The following is a 25,272-nucleotide window of genomic DNA, read 5'->3' as shown; positions in this document are numbered from 1 at the left end:
AGGCTTTGCGGGCCCGACCATGGGTTGGCAAGCCCGGTTGGGGCGTTAGCTCAGTTGGTTGGAACATGGGACTCATAATTCTTCTACATCGTAGAGAAGCAAAAGTGAGTTGTGCTCAAGTTTCAAAGGGTTAGGCTGGTTAATTTCAGCCTGATTGGGTAGTTAAAACCGTTGTCTGGTTCATGTCTGGTCCAGAGAACGGCAGACCCGGAGATTGCTAGTTTGGCAGTTTTTGGTGAAGTTTCGGGCCTCTAGCTCATGCTTGGTTAGAGCAGCGGACTCATAATCCGTTGGTGCCGTGTTCGACTCACGGGAGGCCCACCAAATTGAATAAAAAAGCCAACCTCTTAGGCGGTTGGCTTTTTTATTTTGTCGTTGCATCGATCACCTGTATTTGCATTTCTAAGGGGTGATCTGTCGGATTGCGCAAATGCTGCCTAAAGTGATCGGAATACGTGGAGTTTTGTCTAGTTGACGGGCTGATGATTGCTGCCGCCCGGGGGCCGGGGGGCAATGCGTGTGTGGGCCTGGGGCCTGTGGGTTCGAGCGGGAGCCCCTGCTGCCCATGGTGCTTACGGCGGGGCGCGCGGGCGCTGCGGAACTTCGGCGCTACCGTGTGTTCTGAAGCAGGGCGTGTGAACCTGATCCAAGGATATGACTATGCTGATTCAGACTGGTGCTTCGGGCTTTATCCACCCGCATGGCAGCGAGATCACCCCGGAAGGCGTGTACCTGCGCCGGCGCGAATTGCTGCAGTGGGCCGCCCTGGGCGGTATGGGCGTGGCGTCGGGAGCCGCCTTTGCCAAGGCTGACACACCGGACGCTCTGGCGCCCTTGCGCGCGCTGCCCTCCAGCGTGCCGGGGGCGCTGGCCCTGGACAAGCAGACCCCGTTTGCCGATGCCTCCAGCTACAACAACTTCTATGAGTTCGGCCTGGACAAGGGGGACCCGGTGCGCAACGCGCAGGCCCTGCCCACCCGGCCGTGGACGGTGCGTGTGGAAGGGCTGGTCCAGCAGCCCAAGACCTTCGATCTGGATGCGCTGCGCAAGCTCAGCGCCCTGGAGGAACGCATCTACCGCCTGCGCTGCGTGGAAGGCTGGTCCATGGTGATTCCCTGGATCGGCTACTCGCTGTCCAAGCTGCTGGCCGAGGTGCAACCCCTGGGCAGCGCCAAGTATGTGGAGTTCGTCACGTTGGCCGATCCCAAGGTGATGCCGGGGCTGAGGCGCTCGGTGCTGGACTGGCCCTACACCGAGGGGCTGCGCATGGACGAGGCCATGCACCCGCTGACCCTGCTGACCCTTGGCATGTACGGCCACGAGCTGCCCAAGCAGAACGGGGCCCCGGTGCGCGTGGTGGTGCCCTGGAAGTACGGTTTCAAGAGCGCCAAAAGCATCGTCACCATCCGCCTGGTGGAGCGCGAGCCAGGCACCGCCTGGAACAAGGCAGCGCGCAACGAATATGGCTTTTATTCCAACGTCAACCCGGATGTGCCGCATCCGCGCTGGAGCCAGGCCACCGAGCGGCGCATTGGCGAGGGCGGCCTGTTTGCCCCCAAGCGCAAGACCCAGCTGTTCAACGGCTACGAGGCCCAGGTGGGGCAGCTGTATGCGGGCATGGACCTGCGCAAGAACTTCTGACGGGGCGCGATGTCGTTGTCACTGAAAGGCCTGCAGCGCGTGGCGCTGCATCTGCTGTGTCTGGTGCCTGCGCTGTGGCTGTTCTTTCTGGCGGTCACCGACGGTCTGGGGGCCAACCCGGCCGAGGCCTTGCTGCGCGACCTGGGCCTGTGGGCCCTGCGTTTCGTGTGCCTGGCGCTGGCCGTCACGCCGCTGCGCGTGTGGCTAGGCTGGAACCGGCTGGCGGCCTACCGGCGCATGCTGGGGCTGTATGCCTTCTTCTACGGCAGCCTGCACTGGCTGTGTTACCTGCTGCTGGACATGGGGCTGGACTGGGCGGCGGTGCTGGAGGACCTGGCCAAGCGGCCCTTTATCTTGGTGGGCACCCTCGCCTGGGGGATTTTGCTGGTGCTGGCCGTCACGTCCATCCCGCGGCTCATCCGACGCATGGGGGGCAAGCGCTGGCAGGCCCTGCACCGCGCGGTCTATGCGGCGGCGGCGCTGGCCGTGCTGCACTTCTGGTGGATGCGTGCCGGCAAGAACAACCTGGCCGAAGTGGGCGTCTACCTGGCCATCGTGGCCGCGCTGCTGCTGGCGCGCGTGTTGCACCGCTACACCAAGGGGCGGCGCATCGGCCATCCCAGGCCGCCGGTCCGCTGACGCCTGGACCGGCCCAGGGGGCCGGTCGGGCGCACCTGCTCAGGCCTGGATCAGGACTTCGCCGCGCAGGGTGTAGGTCATGGCCTCGGTGATCTTGACGTCGACCAGCTGTCCGATCAGGCGCTCCTGGCCGGGGAAGTTGACCACGCGGTTGCACTCGGTGCGGCCCATCAACTCGCCGTTGTCGCGCTTGCTGAAGCCTTCGACCAGCAGCTTTTGCACGGTGCCCACGCGTTCCAGGCTGATGTCCTTGATGTTCTGGTTGATCACGGCCTGCAGCTCCTGCAGGCGGCGCAGCTTGACCTCGTGCGGGGTGTCATCGTGCAGGTTGGCTGCGGGCGTGCCGGGGCGGGGGCTGAAGATGAAGCTGAACGAGTTGTCAAAGCGCACGTCGTGGATCAGCTTCATCATCTTCTGGAAGTCGTCCTCGGTCTCGCCGGGGAAGCCGACGATGAAGTCGCTGCTCATCGCCAGATCGGGGCGGATGGCGCGCAGCTTGCGCACCGTGCTCTTGTATTCCATAGCGGTATACCCGCGCTTCATGGCCATCAGGATCTTGTCGCTGCCGTGCTGCACGGGCAGGTGCAGGTGGCTGACCAGCTGGGGGATCTTGGCGTAGGCCTCGATCAGGCGCGGTGTGAACTCGTTGGGGTGGCTGGTGGTGTAGCGGATGCGCTCGATGCCGGGGATCTCGGCCACGTATTCCAGCAGCAGGGCAAAGTCGCAGATTTCGGCCGTGTCGCCCATCTTGCCCTGGTAGGCATTCACGTTCTGGCCCAGCAGCGTGACTTCCTTCACCCCCTGGTCGGCCAGGCCGGCCACTTCCACCAGCACGTCCTCGAAGGGGCGGCTGACTTCCTCGCCGCGCGTGTAGGGCACGACGCAGTAGCTGCAGTACTTGGAGCAGCCTTCCATGATGGACACAAAGGCGGAGGCACCTTCCACGCGCGCGGGTGGCAGGTGGTCGAACTTCTCGATCTCGGGGAAGCTGATGTCCACCTGCGGCTTGGCCTTGGCGGCGCGGGCATTCAGCAGCTCGGGCAGGCGGTGCAGGGTCTGGGGGCCGAAGACCACGTCCACATAGGGCGCGCGCTTGATGATTTCGTCGCCTTCTTGGCTGGCCACACAGCCGCCGACGCCGATGAGTACGCCCTTTTCCTTCAGGTGCTTGACGCGGCCCAGGTCGGAGAACACCTTCTCCTGCGCCTTCTCGCGCACCGAGCAGGTGTTGAACAGGATCAGGTCGGCCTCGTCCATGTTCTGCGTGGGCTCGTAACCCTGGGCGGCGCCCAGCACGTCGGCCATTTTGTCCGAGTCGTACTCGTTCATCTGGCAGCCGAAGGTTTTGATAAAGACTTTTTTGCTCATGGTGGTCGCAACGCAGCCGTCGTGGTGTCGGCTGGTTTTCCAAGTAAAAACGGCCGCCCGGGCAAGCAGGGCGGGCGCAACAGGTCTAAAAAGAGTAGCGTTGAAACGCGGGCAGGGGCGGTCGCCGCGTCAGCGCTTGACCGAATAGTGGGCGAGTTCCTCGGGGGTGAGGATCCACGCCGTCAGCAGCCACTGGGTGCTGGCTTCCTTGACATAGGCCACCCGCAGCTCCTGGTTCAGCACGGTGTGGGCAAAGATCAGCTTGTTGTCGGCGCTGAACAGGCGAAAGCCCGGTGCGGTGCGGATGGGCTGGCCATTGATCTGCGCGTTGGGCACCTGGTCGATGCGCAGCACCCCCACCAGCGCGGTGCTGGGGAACGTGCGCAGGCCGGGGTGGGGCACCGGCTTGATGGTTTGTACGGCAGGCAAGGTGCTGGGGGCTTCTTGGGCCGCGCAGGTGGCGGCCACCGCCAGCAGGGGCGCGGCCATCCAGGAAGCAAGCGAGCAGCGGTTCATGGTGTTCATCCAGGGGCTGACAGACTGCGGCATTCTAAAGAAAACTCCACGCCAGCGAAGCGCGCTCAGATATGGCCGGGCGGGCCGCCGAGGTGGCGGCCACGCGCATCAGGCCCGTGGCTCCTCCGGGCGGTCGGCGAAGCGCTTGGACAGCACGGCGCAGACCAGCAGCTGGATCTGGTGGAACAGCATGATGGGCAACAGCAGCGTGCCCATGGCACCGCCCACAAACAGCACCTGGGCCATGGGCACGCCCGTGGCCAGGCTCTTCTTGGAGCCGCAGAACAGGATGGTGATGCGGTCGGGCAGGTCAAAGCCCAGGCGGCGGCCCAGCCACCAGGTCGTGCCCAGCACCAGGGCCAGCAGCACGCAGCAGGCCACCGCCAGCGCCAGGATCTGCTGCAGCGGCAGCTGCGACCACAGGCCTTCGACCACGGCGCTGCTGAAGGCCGTGTAGACCACCAGGTAGATTGAAGTCTGGTCCACATGCTTGAGCCAGGCCTTGTTGCGGTCCACCCAGGCCCCGATCCAGCGGCGCGCCAGCTGGCCCAGCACAAAGGGCAGCAGCAGCTGCAGCATGATCTTGAGCACGGCATCGCCGAAGGGCAGGCTCTGGGCGCTCTGGCCCAGCATCAGCAGCACCAGCAGGGGCGTGATGAAGATGCCCATCAGGCTGGAGGTGGCGGCCGAGCAGATGGCGGCCGGGATGTTGCCGCGTGCGATCGAGGTGAAGGCGATGGACGACTGCACGGTCGAGGGCAGGGCGCTGAGGTAGAGCATGCCGCGGAACAGCTCCGGCCCCAGCAGGGGCAGCAGCACGGGCTTGAGCGCGTAGGTCAGCAGCGGGAACAGCAGGAAGGTGCAGGCGAACACCAGCGAATGCAGGCGCCAGTGGCCCATGCCCTTGACGATGGCCTGCAGCGACAGCTTGGCGCCGTGCAGGAAGAACAGCAGGGCGATCGCCAGGTTGGTCACCGTGGTGGCATAGCCGGCATAGACGCCGCGCACGGGCAGGACGCTGGCCAGCAGGAGCATGGCCAGCAGGATGAGCATGAAGTTGTCGGGCAGGAAACGGGGGCGTCGCATGGCAGGGGCGGGGCAAACGTGGCCGCCACCGACGGCGGCCAACAGGGGATGGGAACAGGGGCAAACCACGGCGGCCGGGCCGCGCTGGCCTGCACTCTAGTACGCTGGCGACTTTCCTGCTAACGACATCAGGCGCATGGATATCGCTGAAACGACAAAACGCCGGGATCTGGCCTCGCGCCCCGTGCCTGTGCTGGCGCGGCTGCCGCGGCCGGTGTATGCGCGCGCCGAGCAGATGCAGCGCAAGGCCGCCACCGTGGCCCACGCCCATGGCTGGGTGCAGTTCTCCTATGCCAGCCGCGGTGTGCTGCAGGTGCAGACGCACCAGGGCCTGTTCATCGCACCGCCGCAGTGGGCCATTCTGATCCCGCCGCACTGCGTGCACAGCGTGGTCAATGCGCCGCACACCGAGATCCGCAGCCTCTACATCGAGACCGGGGCCATGCCGGCCCTGGGCACGGACTGCGTGGTGCTGGAGGTCTCGGACCTGCTGCGCGAGATGATCCGCCACTTCGCCACCCTGCCGGTGGAGTACGCCCAGCAGGGCGCCGAGGGGCGGTTCGTGCAGGCCCTGCTGGACCAGATCCATGCCGCACCGCCGGCCGCGCTGCGCCTGCCCTGGCCCGAGGACGAGCGCCTGCGCGCCTGGTGCCGCCACCTGCTGGACGTGCCCGAGGCGCCGCTGCAGCTGGGGGCCTGGAGCCGGGCCCTGGGCGTGTCCGAGCGCACCCTGGGCCGGCTGTTCCAGAAGCAGACGCAGATGAGCTTTCGCCAATGGCGCCAGCGCGCGCGCCTGCTGGCCGCCCTGCCGCAGCTGCAGGACCAGCAGAGCGTGACCGAGGTGGCCCTGGCCTGCGGCTACGATTCGACCTCGGCCTTCATCGCCGCGTTTCGCCAGTTGTTTGGGCGCACGCCTGGCCAGTTCCTGCGCGCCCGCGCTGCGGCCACCTCCTTGTCCTGAAGGGGTGTTTGCGCAGGGGGGGCCTGTGGGCGGTGCAGGGGCTGGGCGAGCAGTCCAAACCGACGGTGGGGACGCGCTCACTCGGCCATCGCCCGGATCGGCACGGTGCGCCGCAGCGGTGGAAGCGGTGCCGTCGCGTGCTGGGGGGGCCGTTTCACCCGCGCGTGGCTGGCGCCGGCGATGGTCCGTGGCCAGCCTGCAGCCCGGGTCGGGTGTGGCGTCGCTGGGCTGTTCGACGCGGTTGCGGGCCCTGCTGCGGCCTTGGGGCTGGGGCTGCGCGGCGGTGTTCAGGCCGACTGCGCGCCGGGTGCGTAGAGCACGGCCTGGGGTGGGCGGCACAGGCCCCAGAAGCGCAGGCCAGTCAGTTCGGCCATGCGCACGCCCATGGCCGTGGGGGCCGAGATGGTGGCCAGCGCACCCACGCCCAGCTTGGCGCATTTGCGCACCAGTTCATGGCTGCCGCGGCTGGAGAGCACGACAAACCCGGGTGCGCTCAGGCGCCCGGTGCGGGCCAGCCGGCCCAGCAGCTTGTCGAGGGCGTTGTGGCGGCCCACGTCTTCCAGCACCTCGTGCACCTGGCCGTCCAGCGTGGCCCATCCTGCGGCATGGATGGCGCCGGCCTGGGCGTTGAGCACCTGCCGGGGCGGCAGGTGGGCGATCGCCTGCAGCACGGTGGGCAGGTCCACCTGGGCCACCCAGTCGTGCGCCGGCAGGGCGTCGAACGACAGGTCCAGCGCAGCGAAGCTTTCCACGCCGCAGACGCCGCAGCCGGTGCGCCCGCTCATGCTGCGGCGGTGGTCCTTGAGGCGGGCGAAGCAGCGCGAGGCGATCTCCAGCTGCACTTCCATGCCGTCCATGCCGGCGGGCAGGCCGGCGGCGGCCGCGGCCACGGGCTGGACGTCCACGCCGTAGCAATCGGTGGCGCTGTCGATGATGCCTTCGCTGAGCGCAAAGCCGATGGCGAAATCCTCCAGGTCCAGCGGCGTGCCCATCATCACCGCGTGGGCGATGCCGTTGAAGACCAGGGCAATCGGCACTTCGTTGGCCAGCACCCGGTCTTGGTTCAGCACGCCACGCTCGGCATGGTGCAGCTGCACGGCCTGGGTGTGCAGCGCGGGGACGGCGGTGGGCGGGGCGGGGGCCAGCGTGCAGGCGGTGGCGGCAGGCAGTGTCATGCGGCGATTATCCCTGCCGTGGTGGAACCATCGCAGTCGTGTGGGTTGTCGCGTGCGGTTCATGAAAAAAGGAGCTGCTGGCGCTCGATCCACAAGGTTTTCAGCACAAAAACATGCGGAAAACCAGGTGCATCCAGAGCCCACAGCTCCTTATATCGCAAAGCGGGGGGCTGCGCCGGCCTCAGTCCGGCGCGCCCAGCAGCGGCAGCATCAGCGGGTTGATGCCGCTGCGCGCCAGGTCCTGGGCTTCCATCTCGGCGTCCAGGGCCAGGCTGGCCAGGTCGTCGGCCACCAGCTCCAACTGGTGGTCGGCCTGCTGGTAGAAGGCCTTGAGGTAGGTCTGGCAGTCGGTGCAGCCCTCGGCCTTGATGGGCGCGTGCTCGTCTTCCAGGCACCAGTAGTCCAGCGCCTGTGTGCTGTCGCAGTTGGTGCAGGTGCTGCGCACCACGTGCCACTGGCATTCGCACAGGCTGCACTGCAGGTAGCGCAGGCCGGCCTGCGCACCGCCTTGCACCAGGCTGCCGGTGGGCACATGGCCGCAGACCGGGCACAGGTGGCGCGGTGCGCCCAGCGTGGCCTGGCCGGTGGCGGGCAAGTGGCTGGCCAGTTGGCGCCAGTACAGCGACAGGGCCGCCCACAGCAACTGGGCCACGCCGGCCTCGGGCAGGGCGTGGGCCTCGGTCACGGCGTCGCTGCGCAGGCGCGCGCAGCAGGGCCTCGGACCAGGCGTCGCGCTGTGCGGCATCGGCCTGCTGCAAACGGGCCAGCGCCTGCTGGATGGCGGCGGTCTGCATGCGCGGCTGCTGGGCCATGCGGTGCAGCAATCCATCGAGCAGGGCCTGCAAGTGTGCCGAGCGTGGCCAGTTGGCGGAGTGCAGCGGCGTCTGCGGTTGCTGCTGCAGGACCGCGGTCAGGCGGTCGGCCTCCTCGGCGGGCAGGGGCAGGGCCTCGGCCGTGGCCTGCTGGGCGTGGGCTAGGTCGGCCGCCCACAGCAGGTAGTCGGCCATGGCATGGCCCTGGGCCAGGTGCTGCAGGCGGCTGGCGCGCCGTGCATAGGGCAGCTGGGCGGCGGGCAGCTGCACGGGTTCGACGGGCCCCACGCCCGGCGAGCGCTCGGACTCCGGAACGATCTGGATGCTCATCGCGTGCGGCCCCCCTTGGCCTTGGTGGGCGTTGTGGGCGGGGTGCTGATCTCGGCGTGCCAGCGGTCATGGTGGGTGCGGGCCCAGGCATGGCTAACGTAGCCGGTGACCATGCCGCGGATCGAGCCCTTGACCCACAGTGCCAGGTAGATGTGGCCAATGATCAGCAAGATCAGGCTAATGCCTGCCAAGGAATGCACCAGCAAGGCAAGGCGCAGCGCCGGGATGGGAAACAGGTGCGCAAAGTACGCACGCCAGATCATCAAGCCCGAGACCAACAGCACGCAGATCAAGGCCATCGTGCCCCAGAACAGGAACTTCTGCCCCGCGTTGTACTTGCCAATGCGCAGCTTTTTGCTGTGGTCACCGGCCAGCACGGACTGGATGTTGTCCGCCCAGATTTTGTCTTCCTTGACGAAGAGGTTGTATTTCACAAACCGCACGAACAAGTAGACCAGGGCCACAAACACCACGATGCCCAAGATGGGGTGCAGCAGGCGCGCCAGCTGCGGCGTACCGAGCACGCCGTTGAGCCAGTTCAGGCTGGGGAACACCCAGGAAATGCCCGACAGCGCCACCAGAAAAAAGCACACCACCATGGCCCAGTGGCACAGGCGATCGGGCAGGGGGGTACGCAAAATCATGCGGTCTTTTTTCATGCCTTCTCTCCTTCGCTGGTCTTGGTTTTCTCGTCCTCATCGACCTCGTTGGGGCCGGTGGTGATGTAGTGGGCAGCCGCGCCCGCCAGCGCGGTGACAAAGCCCAGCGCCGCCAGCGGCTTGAACCAGCCCTTCCAGCCCTGGACCACGCTGCTGATCCGGGGATCCTTGGGCAGGTTGTGGTAGAGCTGCGGCTGGTCGGCGTGGTGCAGCACGTACATCACGTGGGTACCGCCCACGCCCTGCGGGTTGTAGACGCCGGCCTGGTCGAAGCCGCGGGTCTGCATCTCGGCCACACGGCCTTCGGCCTTGACCAGCATGTCGTCCTTGGTGCCGAAGGCGATGGCGCCCGTGGGGCAGGTCTTGACGCAGGCCGGCTCCTGGCCCACGGCCACGCGGTCGGAACACAGCGTGCACTTGTAGGCCTTGTTGTCCTTCTCGCTGATGCGCGGGATGTTGAACGGGCAGCCGGCCACGCAGTATCCGCAGCCAATGCACTGCTCGGACTGGAAGTCCACGATGCCATTGGCGTACTGCACGATGGCGCCGGGCTGGGGGCAGGCCTTGAGGCAGCCCGGGTCCTCGCAGTGCATGCAGCCGTCCTTGCGGATCAGCCACTCCAGCTTGCCCTGTTCGTTGACGTGCTCGTCAAAGCGCATCAGCGTCCAGCTCTGCGGCGAGAGGTCGCGCGGGTTGTCGTAGACGCCGAAGTTCTCGCCCACGTCGTCGCGCAGGTCGTTCCATTCGCTGCAGGCCACCTGACAGGCCTTGCAGCCAATGCAGATGCTCACATCGATGAGTTTGGCCACGTCCGCCTTGTGGTCGCGGACGTGGGCGGCGGGCGTGAGGTCGTTGGTCGCCGAGCGCCGCACGATATCTTGGGTTTGCATGCTCATGGGCGCGCCTTATGCTTTCTCGATGTTGACCAGGAAGGCCTTGAACTCCGGGGTCTGCGCATTCGCATCGCCAATCCCGGGGCTGAGCGTGTTGGCCAGATAGCCCTTGCGCGTGGTGCCTTCGTAGCCCCAGTGACAGGGAATGCCGATCTGCTCGATTTCCTGGCCATCGACCTGCAGCGTCATCACGCGCTTGGTGACCACGGCCTTGCCCTTGATGTGGCCGCGCTTGCTGGACACACGGATCACGTCACCGGCCTGGATGCCCTTCTTGGCGGCCAGCTTTTCCGACAGCTCGATGAACTGCTCGGGCTGGACGATGGCGTTCAGGCGCGAATGCTTGGTCCAGTGGCGGAACATCTCGGTGATCGAGTAGGTCGTGGCCACGTACGGGAACTCCTCGCGGCCGCCCATGCGCGCGGCATCGTCGGCAAACACACGCGCCACGGGGCTCTGGCTGACCTTGGGGTGCAGCGGGTTGGCCGCAATCGGGCTCTCGGTGGGCTCGTAGTGCTCGGGGAAGGGGCCGTCGTTCATGCCCTTGGCCGAGAACAGGCGGCCCACGCCTTCGGGCAGCATGATGAAGGGGTTCACGCCGCTGTTCGGGGCAGCGGTGGCGGGGTAGTCCGGCACATCGCTGCCGCCCCACTTCTTGCCATCCCAGTGCAGGATCTGGCGCTTGGGATCCCAGGGCTTGCCCGAGGGATCGGCCGAGGCGCGGTTGTACAGCACGCGGCGGTTGGCCGGCCAGGCCCAGGCCCAGCCGGGAGTGTTGCCATGGCCGGTGTCGGTGTTGTCGCGGCGCGCCATCTGGTTGCCGGCCTCGGTCCATGAGCCGGCAAAGATCCAGCAGAAACTGGCGGTGCTGCCGTCGTCGCGCAGCATGCCGAAGTCGGACAGCAGCTGGCCCTGCTTGGCGATCAGCTTGCCGCTGTCGTCGTACAGGTCGGCCAGGGCGTAGCCGTTGGCTTCCTTGGCCACTTCCTCGGGGTGGGGGTCCTGCGGGTTGTGGTAGTCCCAGCGCATGTTCATCAGCGGCTCGGGGCAGGTGCCGCCCTCCTGGGCGTACAGCTCGCGCAGCTTCGTGAAGATGCCGCCCAGGATGCGGCCGTCGTGGCGCGCCTCGAACGGTGGCTCCTGCGCGGCCCAGTGCCATTGCAGCCAGCGGCTGGAGTTGACGATGGCGCCGTTCTCCTCGGCGAAGCACGAGGACGGCAGACGGAACACCGTGGTCTGGATCTGCGCCGGGTCCACATCGTTGAACTCGCCGTGGTTCTTCCAGAAGGTGGAGGTCTCGGTCTGCAGCGGGTCGATGACGACCAGGAACTTCAGCTTGGCCAGCGCATCGCGGATCTTGCCGGAGTCGGGCATGGCCGCCACGGGGTTGAAGCCCTGGGCGATGTAGCCATTGACCTTGCCGCGGTACATCAGGTCGAAGTAGGCCAGCATGTCGTAGCTGCGGTCCCACTTGGGCAGCCAGTCGTAGCCCCAGTTGTTGTCTTTGGTGGCGTGCTCGCCGTACAGGTCCTTCATCAGGCTGACGAAGAACTTGGGCGTGTTCTTCCAGAAGTTGACCTGGCCGGCCACATCCGCCTTGGGCGTGATGTCGTTAAGGTAGCCCTCCAGGTTCTGCTGCGCATCCTTGGGCAGGTCCATGTAGCCGGGCAGGCGCGTGGACAACAGGCCCAGGTCGGTATAGCCCTGGATGTTGGAGTGACCGCGCAGCGCGTTCACGCCACCGCCGGACATGCCAATGTTGCCCAGCAGCAGCTGGATCATGGCCGCGCCACGGATGATCTGCGCGCCCGCTGTGTGGTGGGTCCAGCCCAGGGCGTACAGGAAGGTGGCGGTGCGGTCGGGCACGCAGGTGCTGGCCAGCTGTTCGCACACGTGCAGGAAGTCGGCGACCTGGGTGCCGGTGATGGTGTTGACCATCTCGGGCGTGTAGCGCTCCACGTGCTTCTTCAGCAGATTCAGCACGCAGCGCGGGTGCTGCAGGGTCTCGTCCTTCAGGGCGTGGCCCTGGGCGTCGCGCTCATAGGTCCAGCTGCTCTTGTCGTAGACCTTCTTGTCTTCGTCGTAGCCGCTGAACAGGCCCTCGTCGAAGCGGTAGTCCTCGCGCACGATCAGGCTGGCGTTGGTGTAGGCCTTGACGTAGTCGTGCTGGATCTTGTTGTGCTGCAGCAGGTAGTTCACCACGCCCATCAGGAAGGCGGCGTCCGAGCCGGCGCGGATGGGGGCGTAGAAGTCGGCGACGGACGCCGTGCGATTGAAGCGCGGGTCCACCACCATCAGGTGGGCCTGGTTGTGGATCTTGGCCTCGATCGCCCACTTGAAGCCCACGGGGTGGGCCTCGGCAGGGTTGCCACCCATGACCAGGATCACGTTGGCGTTCTTGATGTCCACCCAGTGGTTGGTCATGGCGCCGCGGCCAAACGAGGGCGCCAGCGCGGCCACGGTGGGGCCGTGGCACAGGCGCGCCTGGCAGTCGAAGCCGACCATGTCCAGGGCACGGGCAAAGCGGAAGTCCAGCACCCCGGTTTCGTTCGAGGCGGCCGACGAGGCCAGCATGCCGGTGGACAGCCAGCGGTTGACCAGTTGGCCCTTCTCGTTCTTCTCGATGAAGTTGGCGTCGCGGTCGTCCTTGAGCAGGCGGGCGATGCGGGTGTTGGCTTCTTCCCAGCTGATGCGCTTCCAGGCGTTGGTGCCGGCCTCGCGCACCTCGGGGTACTTCAGGCGCTGGTCGGAGTGGATGTAGTCCAGCGCGCCCGCGCCCTTGGGGCACAGCGAGCCGCGGCTGACCGGGTGGTCCGGATCCCCCTCATCTTGGCCTTGGCATTCTTCGCACCATCACCCAGGCTGTACATCAGCATGCCGCAGCCGACCGAGCAGTAGGTGCAGTTGTTGCGGGTTTCCTTGGCGCGCAGCAGCTTGTACTGGCGAGGCTGGGTGGCCAGGGCCACCGAGGGCGCAAAGCCCAGGGATGCAGCAGTGGCGCCAGCGACACCGGCACCGGCACCGGCACCGCACAGCTTGAAGAACCGTCTTCTGCCGTGATTCATCGTGAGTTGTTTTCTTCAACCGCGCTCCCATGACCATGGAGGGCGTTAGGTTTGCAGGCCATGCATGCAGTGCACGCACGCCTGGTGAGCCGGGGGAACAGCCCGGACTCGGGGCCTCGACCTTGGCGACTGCCCGCGCATTGCCGGACCTCACGGGCCACGTCGAATGTTGAGGGATGCCAATGGCAAGCAATTGAACCCGCGCGTGGGGCGTGGGTTCGCAAGGCGAGGAAACGAAGGGTGAAGGCCCTCAAGCCTTCCTTTTTCGCGCTGAATTTAGATCAGGTCGAAAAGCGGGCGAATCCAGTCCCATGCCCAGGCACTGTCCAGCGTGGGTGTCCAAATGGTGAGCAAATCGCTGTGATATGTCACGGCGTGCTTGCCATGGGCCAAAGTTTGATGCTGCTCAGTCCAGCAATGCCACGCTTTTGACCTGGATGAACAGCGATTGCCCGGTTTCGAGGCGAAGCTGCTGCGCCGAGTATTGGCTGATGCGCGCCAGCAGCTGGGTGTGGCCGGTGCGCACCGCCACCATGGCGTAGCCCGGCGTGTCCTCGCGCACCGACTGCACGGTGGCCGACAGGGTGTTGAGGATGCTGCTGTGCTGGGGCGGTTGCAGGCACGGGCTGACATCGCGGGCCTGGATGCGCAGGCGGCGTTGGCTGCCCACCACGGGCGGCTGCGGGGTGATCAGCCGCAGGTGGCCGCCGTCGAAGGCCAGCGTGCTCAGGTGGGTGGCGGCGTCGTGCGCCAGCACCCGGGCATCGATCACGGCCGTGGCGGTGTCGCCCTGGGACAGCGGCAGGTCCAGGCGCGAGAGCATGGGCGCCGTCGCGCCCTTGGCTAGCACGCGGCCGGCGCGCAGCAGCACCAGGTGGCTGGCCAGGCGCGCCACCTCGTCCAGCGCATGGCTGACGTAGAGCACGGGAATGTCCAGGTGGGCCTGCAGGCGGTCCAGGTAGGGCAGGACTTCGGCCTTGCGTTCGGCGTCCAGGGCGGACAGGGGTTCGTCCATCAGCAGCATCTGCGGGCTGGTAGCCAGGGCGCGGGCAATGGCCACGCGCTGGCGCTCGCCGCCGGACAGGGTGGGCGGCTGGCGGCCCAGCAGCTGCGCAATGCCCAGCAGCTCCAGCAGTTGTTCCAGCGCGACACGCTGGCGGGCCACGGGGGTGCGGCGCAGGCCGTAATGGATGTTGTCGTGCACGCTCAGGTGCGGGAACAGGCTGGCTTCCTGGAACACATAGCCCAGGCCGCGCCGGTGCGTGGGCAGCCAGCAGCGGCTGGCATCGTCCTGCCAGACATGGCCGTTGACGCGCACCTGGCCCTGGGCACGTTCCAGTCCGGCGATGCTGCGCAGGCAGGTGGTCTTGCCGCAGCCCGAGGGGCCGAACAGCGCGGTAATGCCCTGGCCTGGCAGTTGCAGGTCGACGTCGAGCACAAAGTCGGCGCGTTGCAGCTGCAGGCGGGCGGAGATCACACGGTCATTCATGGGGCAGGCCAGGGTTACAGGGGGGAGCTGTGGCGGTGCGCGCGCGGTTGCAGCCAGTGCAGCAGCACCAGCACCACGAAGGCGAAGACCACCATGCCGCCCGCCAGCCAGTGGGCCTGGGCGTATTCCATGGCTTCCACGTGGTCGTAGATCTGCACGGACACCACGCGGGTCACGCCCGGGATGTTGCCGCCGATCATCAGCACCACGCCGAACTCGCCCACGGTGTGCGCAAAGCTGAGCACGGCGGCGGTGATGAAGCCGGGGCGCGCCAGGGGCAGCACCACGCTGAAGAAGGTGTCCAGCTTGCTGGCGCCCAGGGTGGCGGCCACTTCCAGCGGGCGCTGGCCCAGGCTTTCAAAGGCCCGCTGCAGCGGCTGCACGGCAAACGGCAGCGAGTAGATCAGCGAGCCAACCACCAGGCCAGCGAAGGTGAACGGCAGCCGCCCCAGGCCCAGCCATTGCGTGAACTGCCCGACGGGGCCGTTGGGTCCCATGGTGACCAGCAGGTAAAAGCCGATCACGGTCGGCGGCAGCACCAGGGGCAGGGCCACGACGGCGCCGATCGGTCCTTTCCAGCGCGAAGACGTGTGGGCCAGCCACCAGGCCAGCGGGGTGCACAGCACGAGCAGCAGCACGGTGGTGACGCTGGCCAGCTGGAGGGTGAGGGCGATCGCGGCCCAGTCTTCGGTGGAGAGCATGCCCAAAGGGGGTGGTGAAAAAGTGAGCTGCTTGCGCAGCTAAAACAAGCACTTCAGCATCGAAACATGCGGAAGTGCTCAGAAACGTGGCGCTGCCTGCTTCAGAAAGCGTAGCCGTACGAGGTGATGATGGCGCGCGCCTTGTCGCCGCGGAGGTAGTCCATCAGCGCCTTGGCGGCGGCGTTGTCCTTGGCCGTGTTCAGCACGATGGCATCTTGGCGGATGGGTTCGTGCATGCTGGACGGCACCAGCCAGGCCGAGCCGGACTTGATTTTGCCGTCTTCCATCACCTGCGACAGGGCCACGAAGCCCAGCTCGGCATTGCCGGTGGCGGCGAACTGGTAGGTCTGGCCGATGTTTTCACCCTGCACGAACTTGGGCTTGATCTGCTCCAGCAGGCCCAGCTGGGTCAGCGTCTGCTCGGCCGCCAGGCCGTAGGGCGCCAGCTTGGGGTTGGCAATCGCCACGTGCTGGAACTTGCCGGTCTTGAGCACGGCGCCCTGGGCGTCAACATAGCCCTCCTGCTTGCTCCACAGCACCAGCTTTCCCACGGCGTAGGTGAAGCGCGAGTCGGCCACGCCCTTGCCTTCGCTGGCAATCTTGGCGGGGGTGGTGTCATCGGCCGACAGCAGGATGCCAAACGGTGCGCCATTGCTGATCTGCGCATAGAACTTGCCGGTGGCACCGAACGACAGCTCGGCCTTGTGGCCGGTGTCCTTGGCGAATTCCGCGGCAATCTTCTGCATCGGGGCGGTGAAGTTGGCCGCCACGGCCACCGACACGGTGTCGGCATGGGCGGCGCCCGCCAGCAAGGCGGTCAGGATCAGGCTGCGGCGCAGGGTGGGCAGGGTGAACATGGAGCGCTATTCCTTTAGTGAATAGCGAAAGTATAGCCATGCTGTGCCGGTACGGTGGGCAATTGGCGGCATGATGCGCGCATGTCCCAGTCTTCGAACGATTCATCCGCAGCGCCCGTCTGGATGCAGGCGCTGGGCTACCCGCAAACCGACCGCCGCCTGGAGGTGCTGCGCGGCATTGCGCGCAGTGGCTCCATCTCGCAGTCGGCCCGCGATGTGGGCGTCAGCTACAAGGCTGCTTGGCAGGCGATCGACACCCTGACCAACCTGGCGGGCGTGGCCCTGGTGGAAAAGTCCGTCGGCGGTGCGGGCGGCGGCGGGGCCCGATTGACGGCGGCCGGGCAGGAGCTGTTGACGGCCGCCGATGCCCTGGCCCAGGTGCGCGGCTCGGTCATGCAGCAGCTGCGGGCACCGGTGGCGGTGCCGCGCCTGGGCGTGCAGACCAGCATGCGCAACCAGTGGCCCTGCGTGGTGCAGCAGGTGCAGGTGGCCGGGCCGCTGGCCCTGGTGCAACTGCGCAGCCAGCACGCCGAACTGGAGCTGACGGCGCGCATCACGGCCGAAAGCGCCCAGCTGCTGGGCCTGCAGGCCGGGTTGCCCGTGCTGGCCTTGTGCAAGGCCACGGCCGTGCTGGTGCAGCCCTGGCAGCTGGCCGCGCAGACCGGACCGGTACCGAATGCCTGGAGCGGCAAGGTCACGCGGGTGGCCATCGGGGCGATCGGCGATGAGGTGGCGGTGCAGACCGCCGCCGGGGTGCAACTGGTCGGCTTTGCCGCTGCGGGCAGTGGCTTGCGCGTTGGGCGCAAGGTGGTGGTGCAGGTGCCGGAGTCGTCCGTGGTGCTGGCGCTGCTGGCGTGAGCCGCTGGACTGCCGCGTCGTTGACGCAGGTCAAGCTGGCCGGGCATGAAGCCGTTGATAGTTGCTAATCGTTAAAAAATCGGGCGTTGCCAAGGTTATCGGATGGGGCGCAGCATCGGTTTGCGTGGCTTTTTGCCACAATAGGCCCCTGAACGAAGTGGTTATGGCCTGCGCATGCGGCAGGCAGAACGGAAAGACACAGCGCAGTGAGTATTTTTGACCGGTTGATTTCGACATTGACAGGGGCGGAAGACAAGCCCGCACCAGCCCCCGCGCCGACCCGGGCCACCAGCTCGCAGGAGGAGGAGCCGCGTCGCCGCTTCATGGGCCGCGATGGCCTGGCCGATGAGTCGGAGCCGGCGGTCGTCGAAAAGGGCTTGGAGCATGCCCCGGCCGAATTCTGGGTGCACATCCAGCCCGCCACCCAGCGCCTGCTGCTGGTGCCCGATCTCGGGGTGGCCGAGGGCGAAGAGTTCACCGCCCGCATGATGGCCGACCTGCAGCGTGCCGGTTGGTGCGAGGAAGTGGCCTACCACGCGGGCTATGACCAGTACTGGAAGATGCCTTCGCAGGAGTCCATCTTGCGTGCGCCTTCGCTCTACCACATCCCCACACCGCTGCTCAACCGCATGAAGATGGAGACCAAGCTGGTCAAGCAGGGCGAGCCGCGCGGCTTCTGGATGCGGGTGCGCATGCGCTCGGCGGAGGAGCTGTCTGCGGGCGGCGAGCACCCAGCGGCCTGAGTCCGCGGACTGACATCCCCATACGGCGCCTTGGCAGGCGCCTTTTTTACGCCCGGTGTGCGAGGCTCAACGAATGCTGCCCACCACTGGCAGCCCTCGCAGCAGTGGCCAGCCGGTGCGCTCGACGAAAGCGGCGTAATCCATGGGGCGGGTGATCTGTGCGTCGGCCCGGTTGGGCAGCACATAGGCCCAGGCACGCTGCTGGTTTTCGTCGTACACCAGCTTGAACAGGTGGCTGGGAATCCACACGGCATTGCGCCCCAGTGTCTGCGTCGGCCCCTCGTGCAGGCTGCCGGTGAATACATAGACATTGCCCGCCGTGCGCAGCGCGTACTTGCGCACATCGGCTTCCAGCTTGGACCACAGCCGGCGGTTGTGCGTCGGGTCCTGGGGCACCATGTTGCTCAGCGCAAACGACTGGGCCATGGCCTGGGTATCTGGCTGGTTGGCCGCTGCGGCCAGGTGGCCGCGGTCATACCCACTGCCCTGGTAGTCGGACAGGTCGGCGCGCCATGGCGCAGGAATGCGGGTGTCGGCGTAGAACGCGTCGGTGCGTACCAGCCCGGTGGCGTGCTGCAGGCGTTGGCGGTTGAGTTTTTCCACCACCACCAGGGGCGTCTTGGTCAGGCCCGAATACAGCACGGCGAAGGCATCGGCACACAGGGCCAAGGGGGCACACTGGGTGCTGGTGTCCGCCACATGCAGGGGGCGTTGGGCCGGAAACTGGTCGGCGCAATCGGCAAAGTCGCCACTGCGCGTGGCTGCGGGCGGTGGGGCCGAATCCTGGGGGCGTGTGTCCTGGGTGCGCGTGCGCAGCCAGTGGGTGGTGGCATCGCCCACGGCCGCACTGACTGTGCCACCCAACTGGCGCATTTCGGTGCGCAGCAGCGCCAGCCAATCCCTTGCCGTGGTGCTGAGCATGTGCTCGGGCGGCTCCAGCAGCAGGTTCAGGGGCTGGATGGGGTGGCTCAGCACGGCATTGCCCAGGATGGCCCCCCAGACAAAGCAGGCCATGCGGCTGGTCAGGCGCTGGCGCCATGCACGCAGCCAGGAGAGAGGGGCAAAGGTTTTCTTTTTACGCGTCGCCATGGGCCAGCACATGCCCAGGCAAGAAAGTTTGCTTGTACATCGATAGCATGCAGCCCATCATTCTAGGGCCGGTCTGCTATATTTTTCGATAAAAACTGTATGCAAATACAGTGATTTGGGAGCGCGATCTGCTGCACCCCACAGGAAAAAGAGCGTTTTTCGGATTTGTGCCGCCAAAACCTGCCTATAATCACGGCTTCAGCGGCTGTAGCTCAGCTGGATAGAGTACTTGGCTACGAACCAAGGGGTCGTGGGTTCGATTCCTGCCAGCCGCACCAAAACGACAAGCCTCAGAGCTGCAAAGTTCTGAGGCTTTTTCGTTGGTGCTGACGAAACTGTGCGCAACTGTTTGCTGCATCCATAGTGCTGGCTTTGGCTTGCGCCGCGCAGGCGCCAAGACCACAAGATGGCTGGCAGGCGATTCGCCTGTCCGCCGCAGTCATCGGGTGGGGCAGTCAATCCCGTCAGCGCGTGGCAGAGACTTGCGTTTGGACAGCGAAAGTCGTGTCACTGCTGCCACGCTAAGGACGTGGGCGTTTTCTCGGTGTGACCCGTGACTGGGCGACGGTCATTCTGCCTCTACGCCCCCTGACAACCCTGCGAGGCAGTCGCAGTACGCTGCAGCCTTTGGCGCCGGTTGGTGCTCCCAACCTTCTACCCCAGGGCGGGTTGAGGGCCATCCAACGATGGAGTGACCAGTGCACCGCGCTGCTGCACGTCGCACTGGAGTCTTTGGGGGCCATGGATGGCACAACAGACCTTCGCAGGCCGTGCGATGGGACGCCGTGCTGGGATGACCTAATGCGGCGGGGCAGCGCTCCTCAGCCCCGCCGCCACAGCCATGGCGCAGGGCCTCAGGCCTGGCTGGCTTCCTGCAAGACGTGCAGGGCATGCACGACGTCATCGCTGCTGATGGCGTCTGCCAGCTGGACCGCCGTGCCCAGTGCTGCCAGGGCCGTGGCGCCCTGTTGCTGCAACTGTGCAATCGTCTGGCCTGCGACCTTGGGCTGGTCAAAGCCGGTGCTTTGCAGCAGCAGGCGGCCATCGGCAGCCAGGAACTTGAAATAGAACTTGCCGTCCTTCTCGCGGTACTGCTTGAAGCTGGGCAGGGCCGCCTTCGCCGCCTTGGCCTGCTTGGCGCCGGTGTCCTGGCTGGCCAAGCTGCGCAGACCGACGGCCGCGCGCAGGGTGGCGATCAGCGGGCGGCTCAGCGCGCGGGCGCGTTCGGCACCAATCTGCAGGGCAGCCTCCACCTTTTCGGGGTGGGCCATCAGATCTTCGTAGCGTGCGCGCATGGGTGCCAGCTCGGCGTCGATGCGCTCAAACAGCATCTGCTTGGCATCGCCCCAGCCGATGCCGTCGGCAAAAGCCTGGCGCATGGCAGCGGTGTCCTCGGGGGTGGAAAAGGCTTGGTAGAGCTGGAACAGCGCGGAGCCTTCGGTGTCCTTGGGTTCGCCGGGGGCGCGTGAATCGGTGACGATGCTGCCGATCAGCTTCTTGAGTTGCTCGCGTGGCGCAAACAGCGGAATGGTGTTGTCGTAGCTCTTGCTCATCTTGCGGCCGTCCAGGCCGGGCAAGGTGGCCACGCTCTCCTCGATGGCGGCTTCGGGCAGCACAAAGTGCTCACCGTACAGGTGGTTGAAGCTGGAAGCCATGTCGCGCGCCATCTCGATGTGCTGGATCTGGTCGCGGCCCACGGGCACCTTGTGGGCATTGAACATCAGGATGTCGGCGGCCATCAGCACGGGGTACATGAACAGGCCGGCCGTCACGCCATCGTCCAGGTCCTTGCCGGCTTCGGCATTCTTGTCCTGGGAGGCCTTGTAGGCGTGGGCGCGGTTGAGCACGCCCTTGCCGGTGACACAGGTCAGGAACCAGTTCAGCTCGGGGATCTCGGGCACGTCGGACTGGCGGTAGAACACCACGTGTTCGGGGTTCAGTCCGCAGGCCAGCCAGCTGGCGGCAATCTCCAGGGTGGAGCGGTGCACGCGCGCGGGGTCCTGGCACTTGATCAGGGCGTGGTAGTCGGCCAGGAAATAAAAGCTTTCAACGCCTGCCGTGCGGCTGGCCGCCACGGCCGGGCGGATGGAGCCTGCGTAATTGCCCAGGTGCGGGGTGCCGGAAGGGGTGATGCCAGTCAGGAAACGGGTGGTGCTCATAGCTCAAACCAAGTTCAAAGTCGGGGGCTGCGCAGGGGGCGCAGCGCAGAAAAATGTTGCCTCAGCGCAGCAGCGCCAGCACGGGGGTGATGATCCAGTCGATCACGGTGTAGCCCATGTCCATCAGCGGCCGCAGCCACAGGCTGCCCACGATGCCCAGTAGCACCAGCGCCAGCACGATGAAAAAGCCAAACGGCTCCACGCGCGACAGCAGGAGGGCGGCGCGTGTCGGCAGCAGGCCCACCAGGATGCGACCCCCATCTAGGGGAGGCAGGGGGAACAGGTTGAAGGCCCACATCACCAGGTTCACCAGAATGCCGGCGCGCGCCATTTCGATGAAAAAGCGCTCCTGTGTGCCAGCCACGGCCAGGATCACCAGCAGCACGGCCCAGGCGATGGCCTGGACGAAGTTGGAGGCCGGGCCGGCCAGGGCCACCCAGATCATGTCGCGCTTGGGGTGGCGCAGGTTGCCGAAGTTCACCGGCACCGGCTTGGCATAGCCGAACAGGAAGGCCCCAGAGGTGGAGAAGTACAGCAACAGCGGCATCAGGATGGTGCCGATGGGATCGATGTGCTTGAGGGGGTTGAGGGTGATGCGGCCCATCATCGCGGCGGTCTGGTCGCCAAAATGGCGTGCAGCATAGCCGTGGGCCGCCTCGTGCACTGTGATGGCGAACAGCACAGGCAGGGCGTAGATGAGGACGGTTTGTATGAGGTCGGAGGCGTTCACCGCCTCATTGTCGCAAACCTGGCGCCCCGTTGGTGCGTGGGCCTACAAACCAATGCGGTCCAGCAGGCCGGCACCTTGTCGCAACACCGCCGGCTCATCCCCTGCACCCATGGGGGTCAGATCCAGCACGGTGGTGGGCTCCAGGGGGCAGGCACCGGCGTCGATGACGGCGTCAATCTCGTGCTCCCAGCGGGCGCGGATGGCCTGCGGGTCGTTCATGGGCTCGCTCTCGCCGGGGGCGATCAGCGTGGTGGCCAGCAGGGGGGCGCCATGCAGCTCCAGCAGCATTTGGGTGCCCTTGCGGTCGGGCACGCGCAGGCCAATCGTCTTGCGCGAAGGGTGGCTGACCCGCCGTGGCACCTCCTTGGTGGCGTCCAGGATGAAGGTGTAAGGGCCTGGCGTGGCCAGCTTCATCAGGCGGTACTGCTTGTTGTCCACGATGGCGTAGTTGGCCAGTTCCGACAGGTCCCGGCACAGCAGTGTCAGGTGGTGCTTGTCGTTCACCTGGCGGATCCGGCGCAACCGGTCTACGGCGTTCCGGTCGTCCAGCTGGCAGACCAGGGCATAGCTGGAGTCGGTGGGGATGGCCAGCACCCCGCCCTTTTGCAGCAGGGCCACGGCCTGCTTGAGCAGCCGGGGCTGGGGGTTGTCGGGATGAATCTCGAAATACTGTGCCATGGACGATCCTTGGTGATGCCGTGGTGGTAAGCCTAGCGCAGCTGGGCCCAGTCTGTCGTCAGTCCGGTGGAATTTGTCGCCCACCGTGGGCGTGGCAGGCCCGGTGCTTCAGGGCGCCGGGGCGCGCACGATGCGGTCCTGCAGCAAGTCCCAGACGGGTTGCAGCCCCGGCAGGTCGGGGGGCAGCCCCCCCAGGTCGATCTTGGACTCCTGCGGGCTGTGAAAGTCGCTGCCGCGCGAGGCGGCCAGGCCCAGCTCGCGGGCCAGTGCGGCATAGGTCGCGTATTCGTGCGGCGCGTGGCTGCCAGTCACCACTTCCACGGCCTGACCACCGCAGGCGCAGAAGCTGTTGAACAGGGCATGCTCTTCGTTGGCCGTGAAGCCATAGCGGGCGGGGTGGGCCATCACGGCAACACCCTGTGCCTGCGTGATCCAGCCGACAGCTTCCTGCAGGCTGGCCCAGCGCTGGGCACGTGCCCGGGCTTGCCATCGGCCAGGTAGTGCTTGAACACCTCGGGGATGTCCTTGCAGACGCCGGTCTCCACCAGATGGCGTGCAAAGTGGGTGCGCGAGATCAGGGCCGGGTTGCCCACATAGCGCAGTGCGCCTTCGTAGGCGTTGGGGATGCCCACGGCCTCCAGCTGGCGGCCCATCTCCTGGGCGCGTGGGCCGCGGCTGTTGCGCAGGTCGGCCAGACCTTGCTGCAGCGCAGGATGTTCCGGATCAACGCCCAGCCCGACGATGTGCACGCAGGCCTGGGCAAAGCTGACGGAGATTTCGACCCCGGCCAGAAAGTCCAGCCCCTGCGCGGCGGCCGCCTGCTGGGCGGCAGGGATGCCGGCCAGCTCATCGTGGTCGGTCAGCGCCCACAGCGTGACGCCGGCCGTGCGGGCGCGTTGCGCCAGTTGTGCGGGCGTGAGGGTTCCATCCGAAAACGTGGAATGGCAGTGAAGGTCGGCATGGAACCTGGCAGGCATGGGTGGGGGTCTCAAGGGGTGTGTAAGTGGGTACAAACTGCCTGGGCAAAAACGCAGACACAAAGCAACTGTGTTTTTAACGCGGTTTGCTTGGGCACAATAGCTGTCGGGAATCCTGGGTCGGCAAAAGGGCTTCTTCCAGATACTGCGTCGGCAGGTGTCGGGCGCATTCCACCAGCCACCGTCTGGGCTGCGCCCTGCCGCAACAACAACAAAGCGCAAAGGGAGGGGTATGCAATTCAAGAACTGGTCGGTGTCCCAAAAAATCTGGGTTGCTGTTTGGCGTGCTGGCCTTGACGTTGGCCGCCGGCTTCGGCATGACCACCTACATCGGGCGTGTGGAAGCACAGGTGCGCTCGGACATCCAGAATTATGAAAGCCGCATCCGCCTGGCGGTGCAGTGGCGTGGCGTGACGGACTTGGCGATTGCCAACGTGATCCTGGGGGCCATGTCGAACGAGGACGAGGTCAGCCGCTACGCCGCGGGCAAGGTCCAGCAAGGGGTCGAGGGGGCCTCGGCCCTGCAGCAGCAGCTCGAACAGGTGCTGAACAGCCAGGAAGGTCACCAGCAGCTGGAAAAGATCGCCCAGGCGCGCAGCAAGGTGCTGGAGATCAATGGCCAGCTGAGTGCGCTGCGCAACCGCGGCGAGCTGGCGCCTGCCCGGCAGATGCTCGACAGCCAGTTGCTGCCGGCCGTTGCGGTCTACAACCAGGCACAGACCGATCTGGTGACGCTGCAGGAGCGCATGCGGGACCAGGCCCTGGCCGACAGTGCCCAGGACCGCGACGCCGCCATGCTGGTGGGCAGTGCGGCGCTGTTGGCGGTGGTGGTGCTGGGCCTGCTGCTGTCCATCGTCATCGTGCGCCAGATCACGGTGCCGCTGGACCAGGCGGTGGCGCTGGCGGACACGATTGCTGCGGGCGATCTCACGGCCGAGGTGCAGGATGATCGCAAGGATGAACTGGGCCGCTTGCTGCGCAGCCTTCAAACCATGGCGCAGCGCCTGCGCGACGTGGTGTCGGAAGTGCGCAATGGCGTGGAGGCAGTGTCGTCGGCGGCCTCGCAGATCGCCACCGGCAACCACGACCTGTCCGGCCGCACCGAGCAGACCGCTGCCAATCTGGAAGAGACCGCCGCCAGCATCGAGGAGCTGACCTCCACGGTCGCGCCGTCGACCGACACGGCGCGCCAGGCCAACCAGCTGGCGACGACCGCGGTGCAGGCCGCTGAACGTGGCGGCCATGTGGTGGAGCAGGTGGTGACCAGCATGCAGCAGATCACCCACAGCAGCCACAAGATCAGCGACATCATCGGCGTGATCGACGGCATCGCCTTCCAGACCAACATCCTGGCGCTGAACGCCGCCGTCGAAGCCGCGCGGGCCGGTGAGCAGGGCCGCGGCTTTGCCGTGGTGGCGGGCGAGGTGCGTTTGCTGGCGGGCCGCAGCGCCGAGGCGGCCAAGGAAATCAAGGCCCTGATTGCTGCCAGTGTCAGCAATGTGGATGCCGGTTCGGCCCAGGTGGCCCAGGCCGGTGCCAGCATGCAGGAGATCGTGGCCAGCGTGCGCCGGGTGACCGACCTCATCGGTGAAATCAGCGCCGCAGCCAGCGAGCAGCACGACGGGTTTGCGCAGGTGAACCAGGCGGTGAGCAACCTGGACCAGATGACCCAGCAGAACGCCGCCCTGGTCGAGGAATCCAGCGCGGCGGCCATGTCCATGAACGAACAGGCCGAGCGCCTGGCCCAGGTGGTGGCCGTCTTCAACGTGGGGCAGACGGGCATGCCCACGCCCCGCCCGCTGGCAGCCAGCCGCCCAGGGGCGAATGCGGCCCGCGCCACATTCGC

At 66.4% G+C, this 25,272-nt stretch carries 20 protein-coding genes, 2 tRNA genes and 3 pseudogenes; 8 read left to right on the top strand and 17 right to left on the bottom strand.

What is annotated here, in order from left to right:
- The first annotated feature begins 245 nt into the window (after positions 1-245).
- The 3 genes from SJH88_RS03350 to SJH88_RS03340 all read left to right on the top strand — a co-directional run bounded on the left by SJH88_RS03350 (position 246) and on the right by SJH88_RS03340 (position 2,280).
- Positions 246-324, top strand: a tRNA-Ile gene (locus SJH88_RS03350).
- A 336-nt stretch (positions 325-660) separates the two neighbouring features.
- Complete coding sequence (gene msrP / locus SJH88_RS03345) at positions 661-1,641, top strand: protein-methionine-sulfoxide reductase catalytic subunit MsrP (protein WP_270151403.1); 981 nt, start codon at positions 661-663, stop codon at positions 1,639-1,641.
- A gap of 9 nt (positions 1,642-1,650) precedes the next feature.
- Positions 1,651-2,280, top strand: coding sequence for a protein-methionine-sulfoxide reductase heme-binding subunit MsrQ (locus SJH88_RS03340; RefSeq protein WP_274753609.1), 630 nt, complete (start codon positions 1,651-1,653; stop codon positions 2,278-2,280).
- 39 nt (positions 2,281-2,319) lie between these two features.
- On the opposite strand, the gene miaB is transcribed toward SJH88_RS03340, so the two are convergent.
- The 3 genes from miaB to SJH88_RS03325 all read right to left on the bottom strand — a co-directional run bounded on the left by miaB (position 2,320) and on the right by SJH88_RS03325 (position 5,250).
- The gene (gene miaB / locus SJH88_RS03335; protein ID WP_042411746.1) at positions 2,320-3,648 is read right to left on the bottom strand and encodes a tRNA (N6-isopentenyl adenosine(37)-C2)-methylthiotransferase MiaB; all 1,329 of its coding nucleotides are present in this window, start codon (positions 3,646-3,648) and stop codon (positions 2,320-2,322) included.
- A 129-nt stretch (positions 3,649-3,777) separates the two neighbouring features.
- Entirely contained in the window at positions 3,778-4,164 is a 387-nt protein-coding gene (locus SJH88_RS03330; RefSeq protein WP_042411776.1) for a hypothetical protein, read from the bottom strand.
- A 108-nt stretch (positions 4,165-4,272) separates the two neighbouring features.
- Entirely contained in the window at positions 4,273-5,250 is a 978-nt protein-coding gene (locus tag SJH88_RS03325) for a bile acid:sodium symporter family protein (protein WP_183303480.1), read from the bottom strand.
- Between the two features lie 136 nt (positions 5,251-5,386).
- Between SJH88_RS03325 and SJH88_RS03320 the strand changes: the two genes are divergently transcribed.
- Positions 5,387-6,211 (top strand): AraC family transcriptional regulator, encoded by an 825-nt coding sequence (locus SJH88_RS03320; RefSeq protein WP_274753608.1) that lies wholly within the window; start codon positions 5,387-5,389, stop codon positions 6,209-6,211.
- 287 nt (positions 6,212-6,498) lie between these two features.
- On the opposite strand, the gene fdhD is transcribed toward SJH88_RS03320, so the two are convergent.
- The 9 genes and pseudogenes from fdhD to modA form a co-directional block, all read right to left on the bottom strand.
- Positions 6,499-7,386, bottom strand: coding sequence for a formate dehydrogenase accessory sulfurtransferase FdhD (gene fdhD, locus SJH88_RS03315; protein WP_274753607.1), 888 nt, complete (start codon positions 7,384-7,386; stop codon positions 6,499-6,501).
- 181 nt (positions 7,387-7,567) lie between these two features.
- Entirely contained in the window at positions 7,568-8,071 is a 504-nt protein-coding gene (fdhE, locus tag SJH88_RS03310) for a formate dehydrogenase accessory protein FdhE (protein WP_274753606.1), read from the bottom strand.
- A 28-nt stretch (positions 8,072-8,099) separates the two neighbouring features.
- A pseudogene (gene fdhE / locus SJH88_RS19755) lies at positions 8,100-8,528 on the bottom strand (formate dehydrogenase accessory protein FdhE domain-containing protein); the annotation flags it as partial.
- Entirely contained in the window at positions 8,525-9,187 is a 663-nt protein-coding gene (locus tag SJH88_RS03305) for a formate dehydrogenase subunit gamma (RefSeq protein ID WP_042411735.1), read from the bottom strand. The gene SJH88_RS03305 and the pseudogene fdhE (SJH88_RS19755), both read right to left, overlap by 4 nt.
- Positions 9,184-10,083, bottom strand: a complete 900-nt coding sequence (fdxH, locus tag SJH88_RS03300; protein ID WP_274753605.1) for a formate dehydrogenase subunit beta — start codon at positions 10,081-10,083, stop codon at positions 9,184-9,186. Before fdxH ends, SJH88_RS03305 begins: the two co-directional genes overlap by 4 nt.
- Before the next feature lie 9 nt (positions 10,084-10,092).
- Positions 10,093-13,145, bottom strand: a pseudogene (gene fdnG / locus SJH88_RS03295) (formate dehydrogenase-N subunit alpha).
- A 406-nt stretch (positions 13,146-13,551) separates the two neighbouring features.
- The gene (gene modC / locus SJH88_RS03290; protein ID WP_274753604.1) at positions 13,552-14,634 is read right to left on the bottom strand and encodes a molybdenum ABC transporter ATP-binding protein; all 1,083 of its coding nucleotides are present in this window, start codon (positions 14,632-14,634) and stop codon (positions 13,552-13,554) included.
- Positions 14,635-14,648: 14 nt separating this feature from the next.
- Positions 14,649-15,335 (bottom strand): molybdate ABC transporter permease subunit, encoded by a 687-nt coding sequence (gene modB, locus SJH88_RS03285; RefSeq protein WP_042411769.1) that lies wholly within the window; start codon positions 15,333-15,335, stop codon positions 14,649-14,651.
- 101 nt (positions 15,336-15,436) lie between these two features.
- Positions 15,437-16,192, bottom strand: coding sequence for a molybdate ABC transporter substrate-binding protein (gene modA / locus SJH88_RS03280; protein WP_274753603.1), 756 nt, complete (start codon positions 16,190-16,192; stop codon positions 15,437-15,439).
- A gap of 81 nt (positions 16,193-16,273) precedes the next feature.
- On the opposite strand from modA, the gene SJH88_RS03275 reads away from it, so the two are divergent.
- Entirely contained in the window at positions 16,274-17,050 is a 777-nt protein-coding gene (locus SJH88_RS03275; RefSeq protein ID WP_274753602.1) for a TOBE domain-containing protein, read from the top strand.
- 206 nt (positions 17,051-17,256) lie between these two features.
- Positions 17,257-17,793: a hypothetical protein gene (locus SJH88_RS03270; protein ID WP_270151431.1), complete on the top strand. Its 537-nt coding sequence runs from the start codon at positions 17,257-17,259 to the stop codon at positions 17,791-17,793.
- Between the two features lie 66 nt (positions 17,794-17,859).
- On the opposite strand, the gene SJH88_RS03265 is transcribed toward SJH88_RS03270, so the two are convergent.
- Positions 17,860-18,882 (bottom strand): DNA/RNA non-specific endonuclease, encoded by a 1,023-nt coding sequence (locus SJH88_RS03265; RefSeq protein ID WP_274753601.1) that lies wholly within the window; start codon positions 18,880-18,882, stop codon positions 17,860-17,862.
- Between the two features lie 201 nt (positions 18,883-19,083).
- Here SJH88_RS03265 and SJH88_RS03260 point away from each other — a divergent pair.
- Positions 19,084-19,160 (top strand) — tRNA-Arg (locus tag SJH88_RS03260).
- 576 nt (positions 19,161-19,736) lie between these two features.
- Here SJH88_RS03260 and SJH88_RS03255 read toward each other — a convergent pair.
- The 4 genes and pseudogenes from SJH88_RS03255 to SJH88_RS03240 form a co-directional block, all read right to left on the bottom strand.
- Complete coding sequence (locus SJH88_RS03255; protein ID WP_274753600.1) at positions 19,737-21,041, bottom strand: tryptophan--tRNA ligase; 1,305 nt, start codon at positions 21,039-21,041, stop codon at positions 19,737-19,739.
- Positions 21,042-21,102: 61 nt separating this feature from the next.
- On the bottom strand, positions 21,103-21,771 hold the full coding sequence (locus tag SJH88_RS03250) for a site-2 protease family protein (protein WP_274753599.1): 669 nt from the start codon (positions 21,769-21,771) through the stop codon (positions 21,103-21,105).
- A 42-nt stretch (positions 21,772-21,813) separates the two neighbouring features.
- Positions 21,814-22,449: an L-threonylcarbamoyladenylate synthase gene (locus SJH88_RS03245; protein ID WP_043380182.1), complete on the bottom strand. Its 636-nt coding sequence runs from the start codon at positions 22,447-22,449 to the stop codon at positions 21,814-21,816.
- A gap of 108 nt (positions 22,450-22,557) precedes the next feature.
- Positions 22,558-23,426: pseudogene (locus tag SJH88_RS03240) on the bottom strand (PHP domain-containing protein).
- A 317-nt stretch (positions 23,427-23,743) separates the two neighbouring features.
- Here SJH88_RS03240 and SJH88_RS03235 point away from each other — a divergent pair.
- Positions 23,744-25,272, top strand: a 1,529-nt coding sequence (locus SJH88_RS03235; RefSeq protein WP_420921714.1) for a methyl-accepting chemotaxis protein, incomplete at its 3' end; no start/stop codon positions are given.

It is taken from the genome of Comamonas sp. GCA5 (genome assembly GCF_036541385.1).
In the GTDB taxonomy this organism is placed as follows: Bacteria; Pseudomonadota; Gammaproteobacteria; order Burkholderiales; family Burkholderiaceae_C; genus Comamonas; species Comamonas aquatica.
This window is presented reverse-complemented; position numbering and strand designations above follow the sequence as displayed.

Excerpts from the sequence above, each read along its gene's own strand:
- SJH88_RS03340 (WP_274753609.1), top strand. The coding sequence starts at position 1,651 with ATGTCGTTGTCACTGAAAGGCCTGCAGCGCGTGGCGCTGCATCTGCTG.
- SJH88_RS03320 (WP_274753608.1), top strand. The coding sequence starts at position 5,387 with ATGGATATCGCTGAAACGACAAAACGCCGGGATCTGGCCTCGCGCCCC.
- modC (WP_274753604.1), bottom strand. The coding sequence starts at position 14,634 with ATGAATGACCGTGTGATCTCCGCCCGCCTGCAGCTGCAACGCGCCGAC.
- miaB (WP_042411746.1), bottom strand. The coding sequence starts at position 3,648 with ATGAGCAAAAAAGTCTTTATCAAAACCTTCGGCTGCCAGATGAACGAG.
- modA (WP_274753603.1), bottom strand. The coding sequence starts at position 16,192 with ATGTTCACCCTGCCCACCCTGCGCCGCAGCCTGATCCTGACCGCCTTG.
- SJH88_RS03245 (WP_043380182.1), bottom strand. The coding sequence starts at position 22,449 with ATGGCACAGTATTTCGAGATTCATCCCGACAACCCCCAGCCCCGGCTG.
- SJH88_RS03325 (WP_183303480.1), bottom strand. The coding sequence starts at position 5,250 with ATGCGACGCCCCCGTTTCCTGCCCGACAACTTCATGCTCATCCTGCTG.
- SJH88_RS03275 (WP_274753602.1), top strand. The coding sequence starts at position 16,274 with ATGTCCCAGTCTTCGAACGATTCATCCGCAGCGCCCGTCTGGATGCAG.
- fdhD (WP_274753607.1), bottom strand. The coding sequence starts at position 7,386 with ATGACACTGCCTGCCGCCACCGCCTGCACGCTGGCCCCCGCCCCGCCC.
- SJH88_RS03305 (WP_042411735.1), bottom strand. The coding sequence starts at position 9,187 with ATGAAAAAAGACCGCATGATTTTGCGTACCCCCCTGCCCGATCGCCTG.
- SJH88_RS03265 (WP_274753601.1), bottom strand. The coding sequence starts at position 18,882 with ATGGCGACGCGTAAAAAGAAAACCTTTGCCCCTCTCTCCTGGCTGCGT.
- SJH88_RS03330 (WP_042411776.1), bottom strand. The coding sequence starts at position 4,164 with ATGAACCGCTGCTCGCTTGCTTCCTGGATGGCCGCGCCCCTGCTGGCG.
- SJH88_RS03255 (WP_274753600.1), bottom strand. The coding sequence starts at position 21,041 with ATGAGCACCACCCGTTTCCTGACTGGCATCACCCCTTCCGGCACCCCG.
- fdxH (WP_274753605.1), bottom strand. The coding sequence starts at position 10,083 with ATGAGCATGCAAACCCAAGATATCGTGCGGCGCTCGGCGACCAACGAC.
- modB (WP_042411769.1), bottom strand. The coding sequence starts at position 15,335 with ATGCTCTCCACCGAAGACTGGGCCGCGATCGCCCTCACCCTCCAGCTG.
- msrP (WP_270151403.1), top strand. The coding sequence starts at position 661 with ATGCTGATTCAGACTGGTGCTTCGGGCTTTATCCACCCGCATGGCAGC.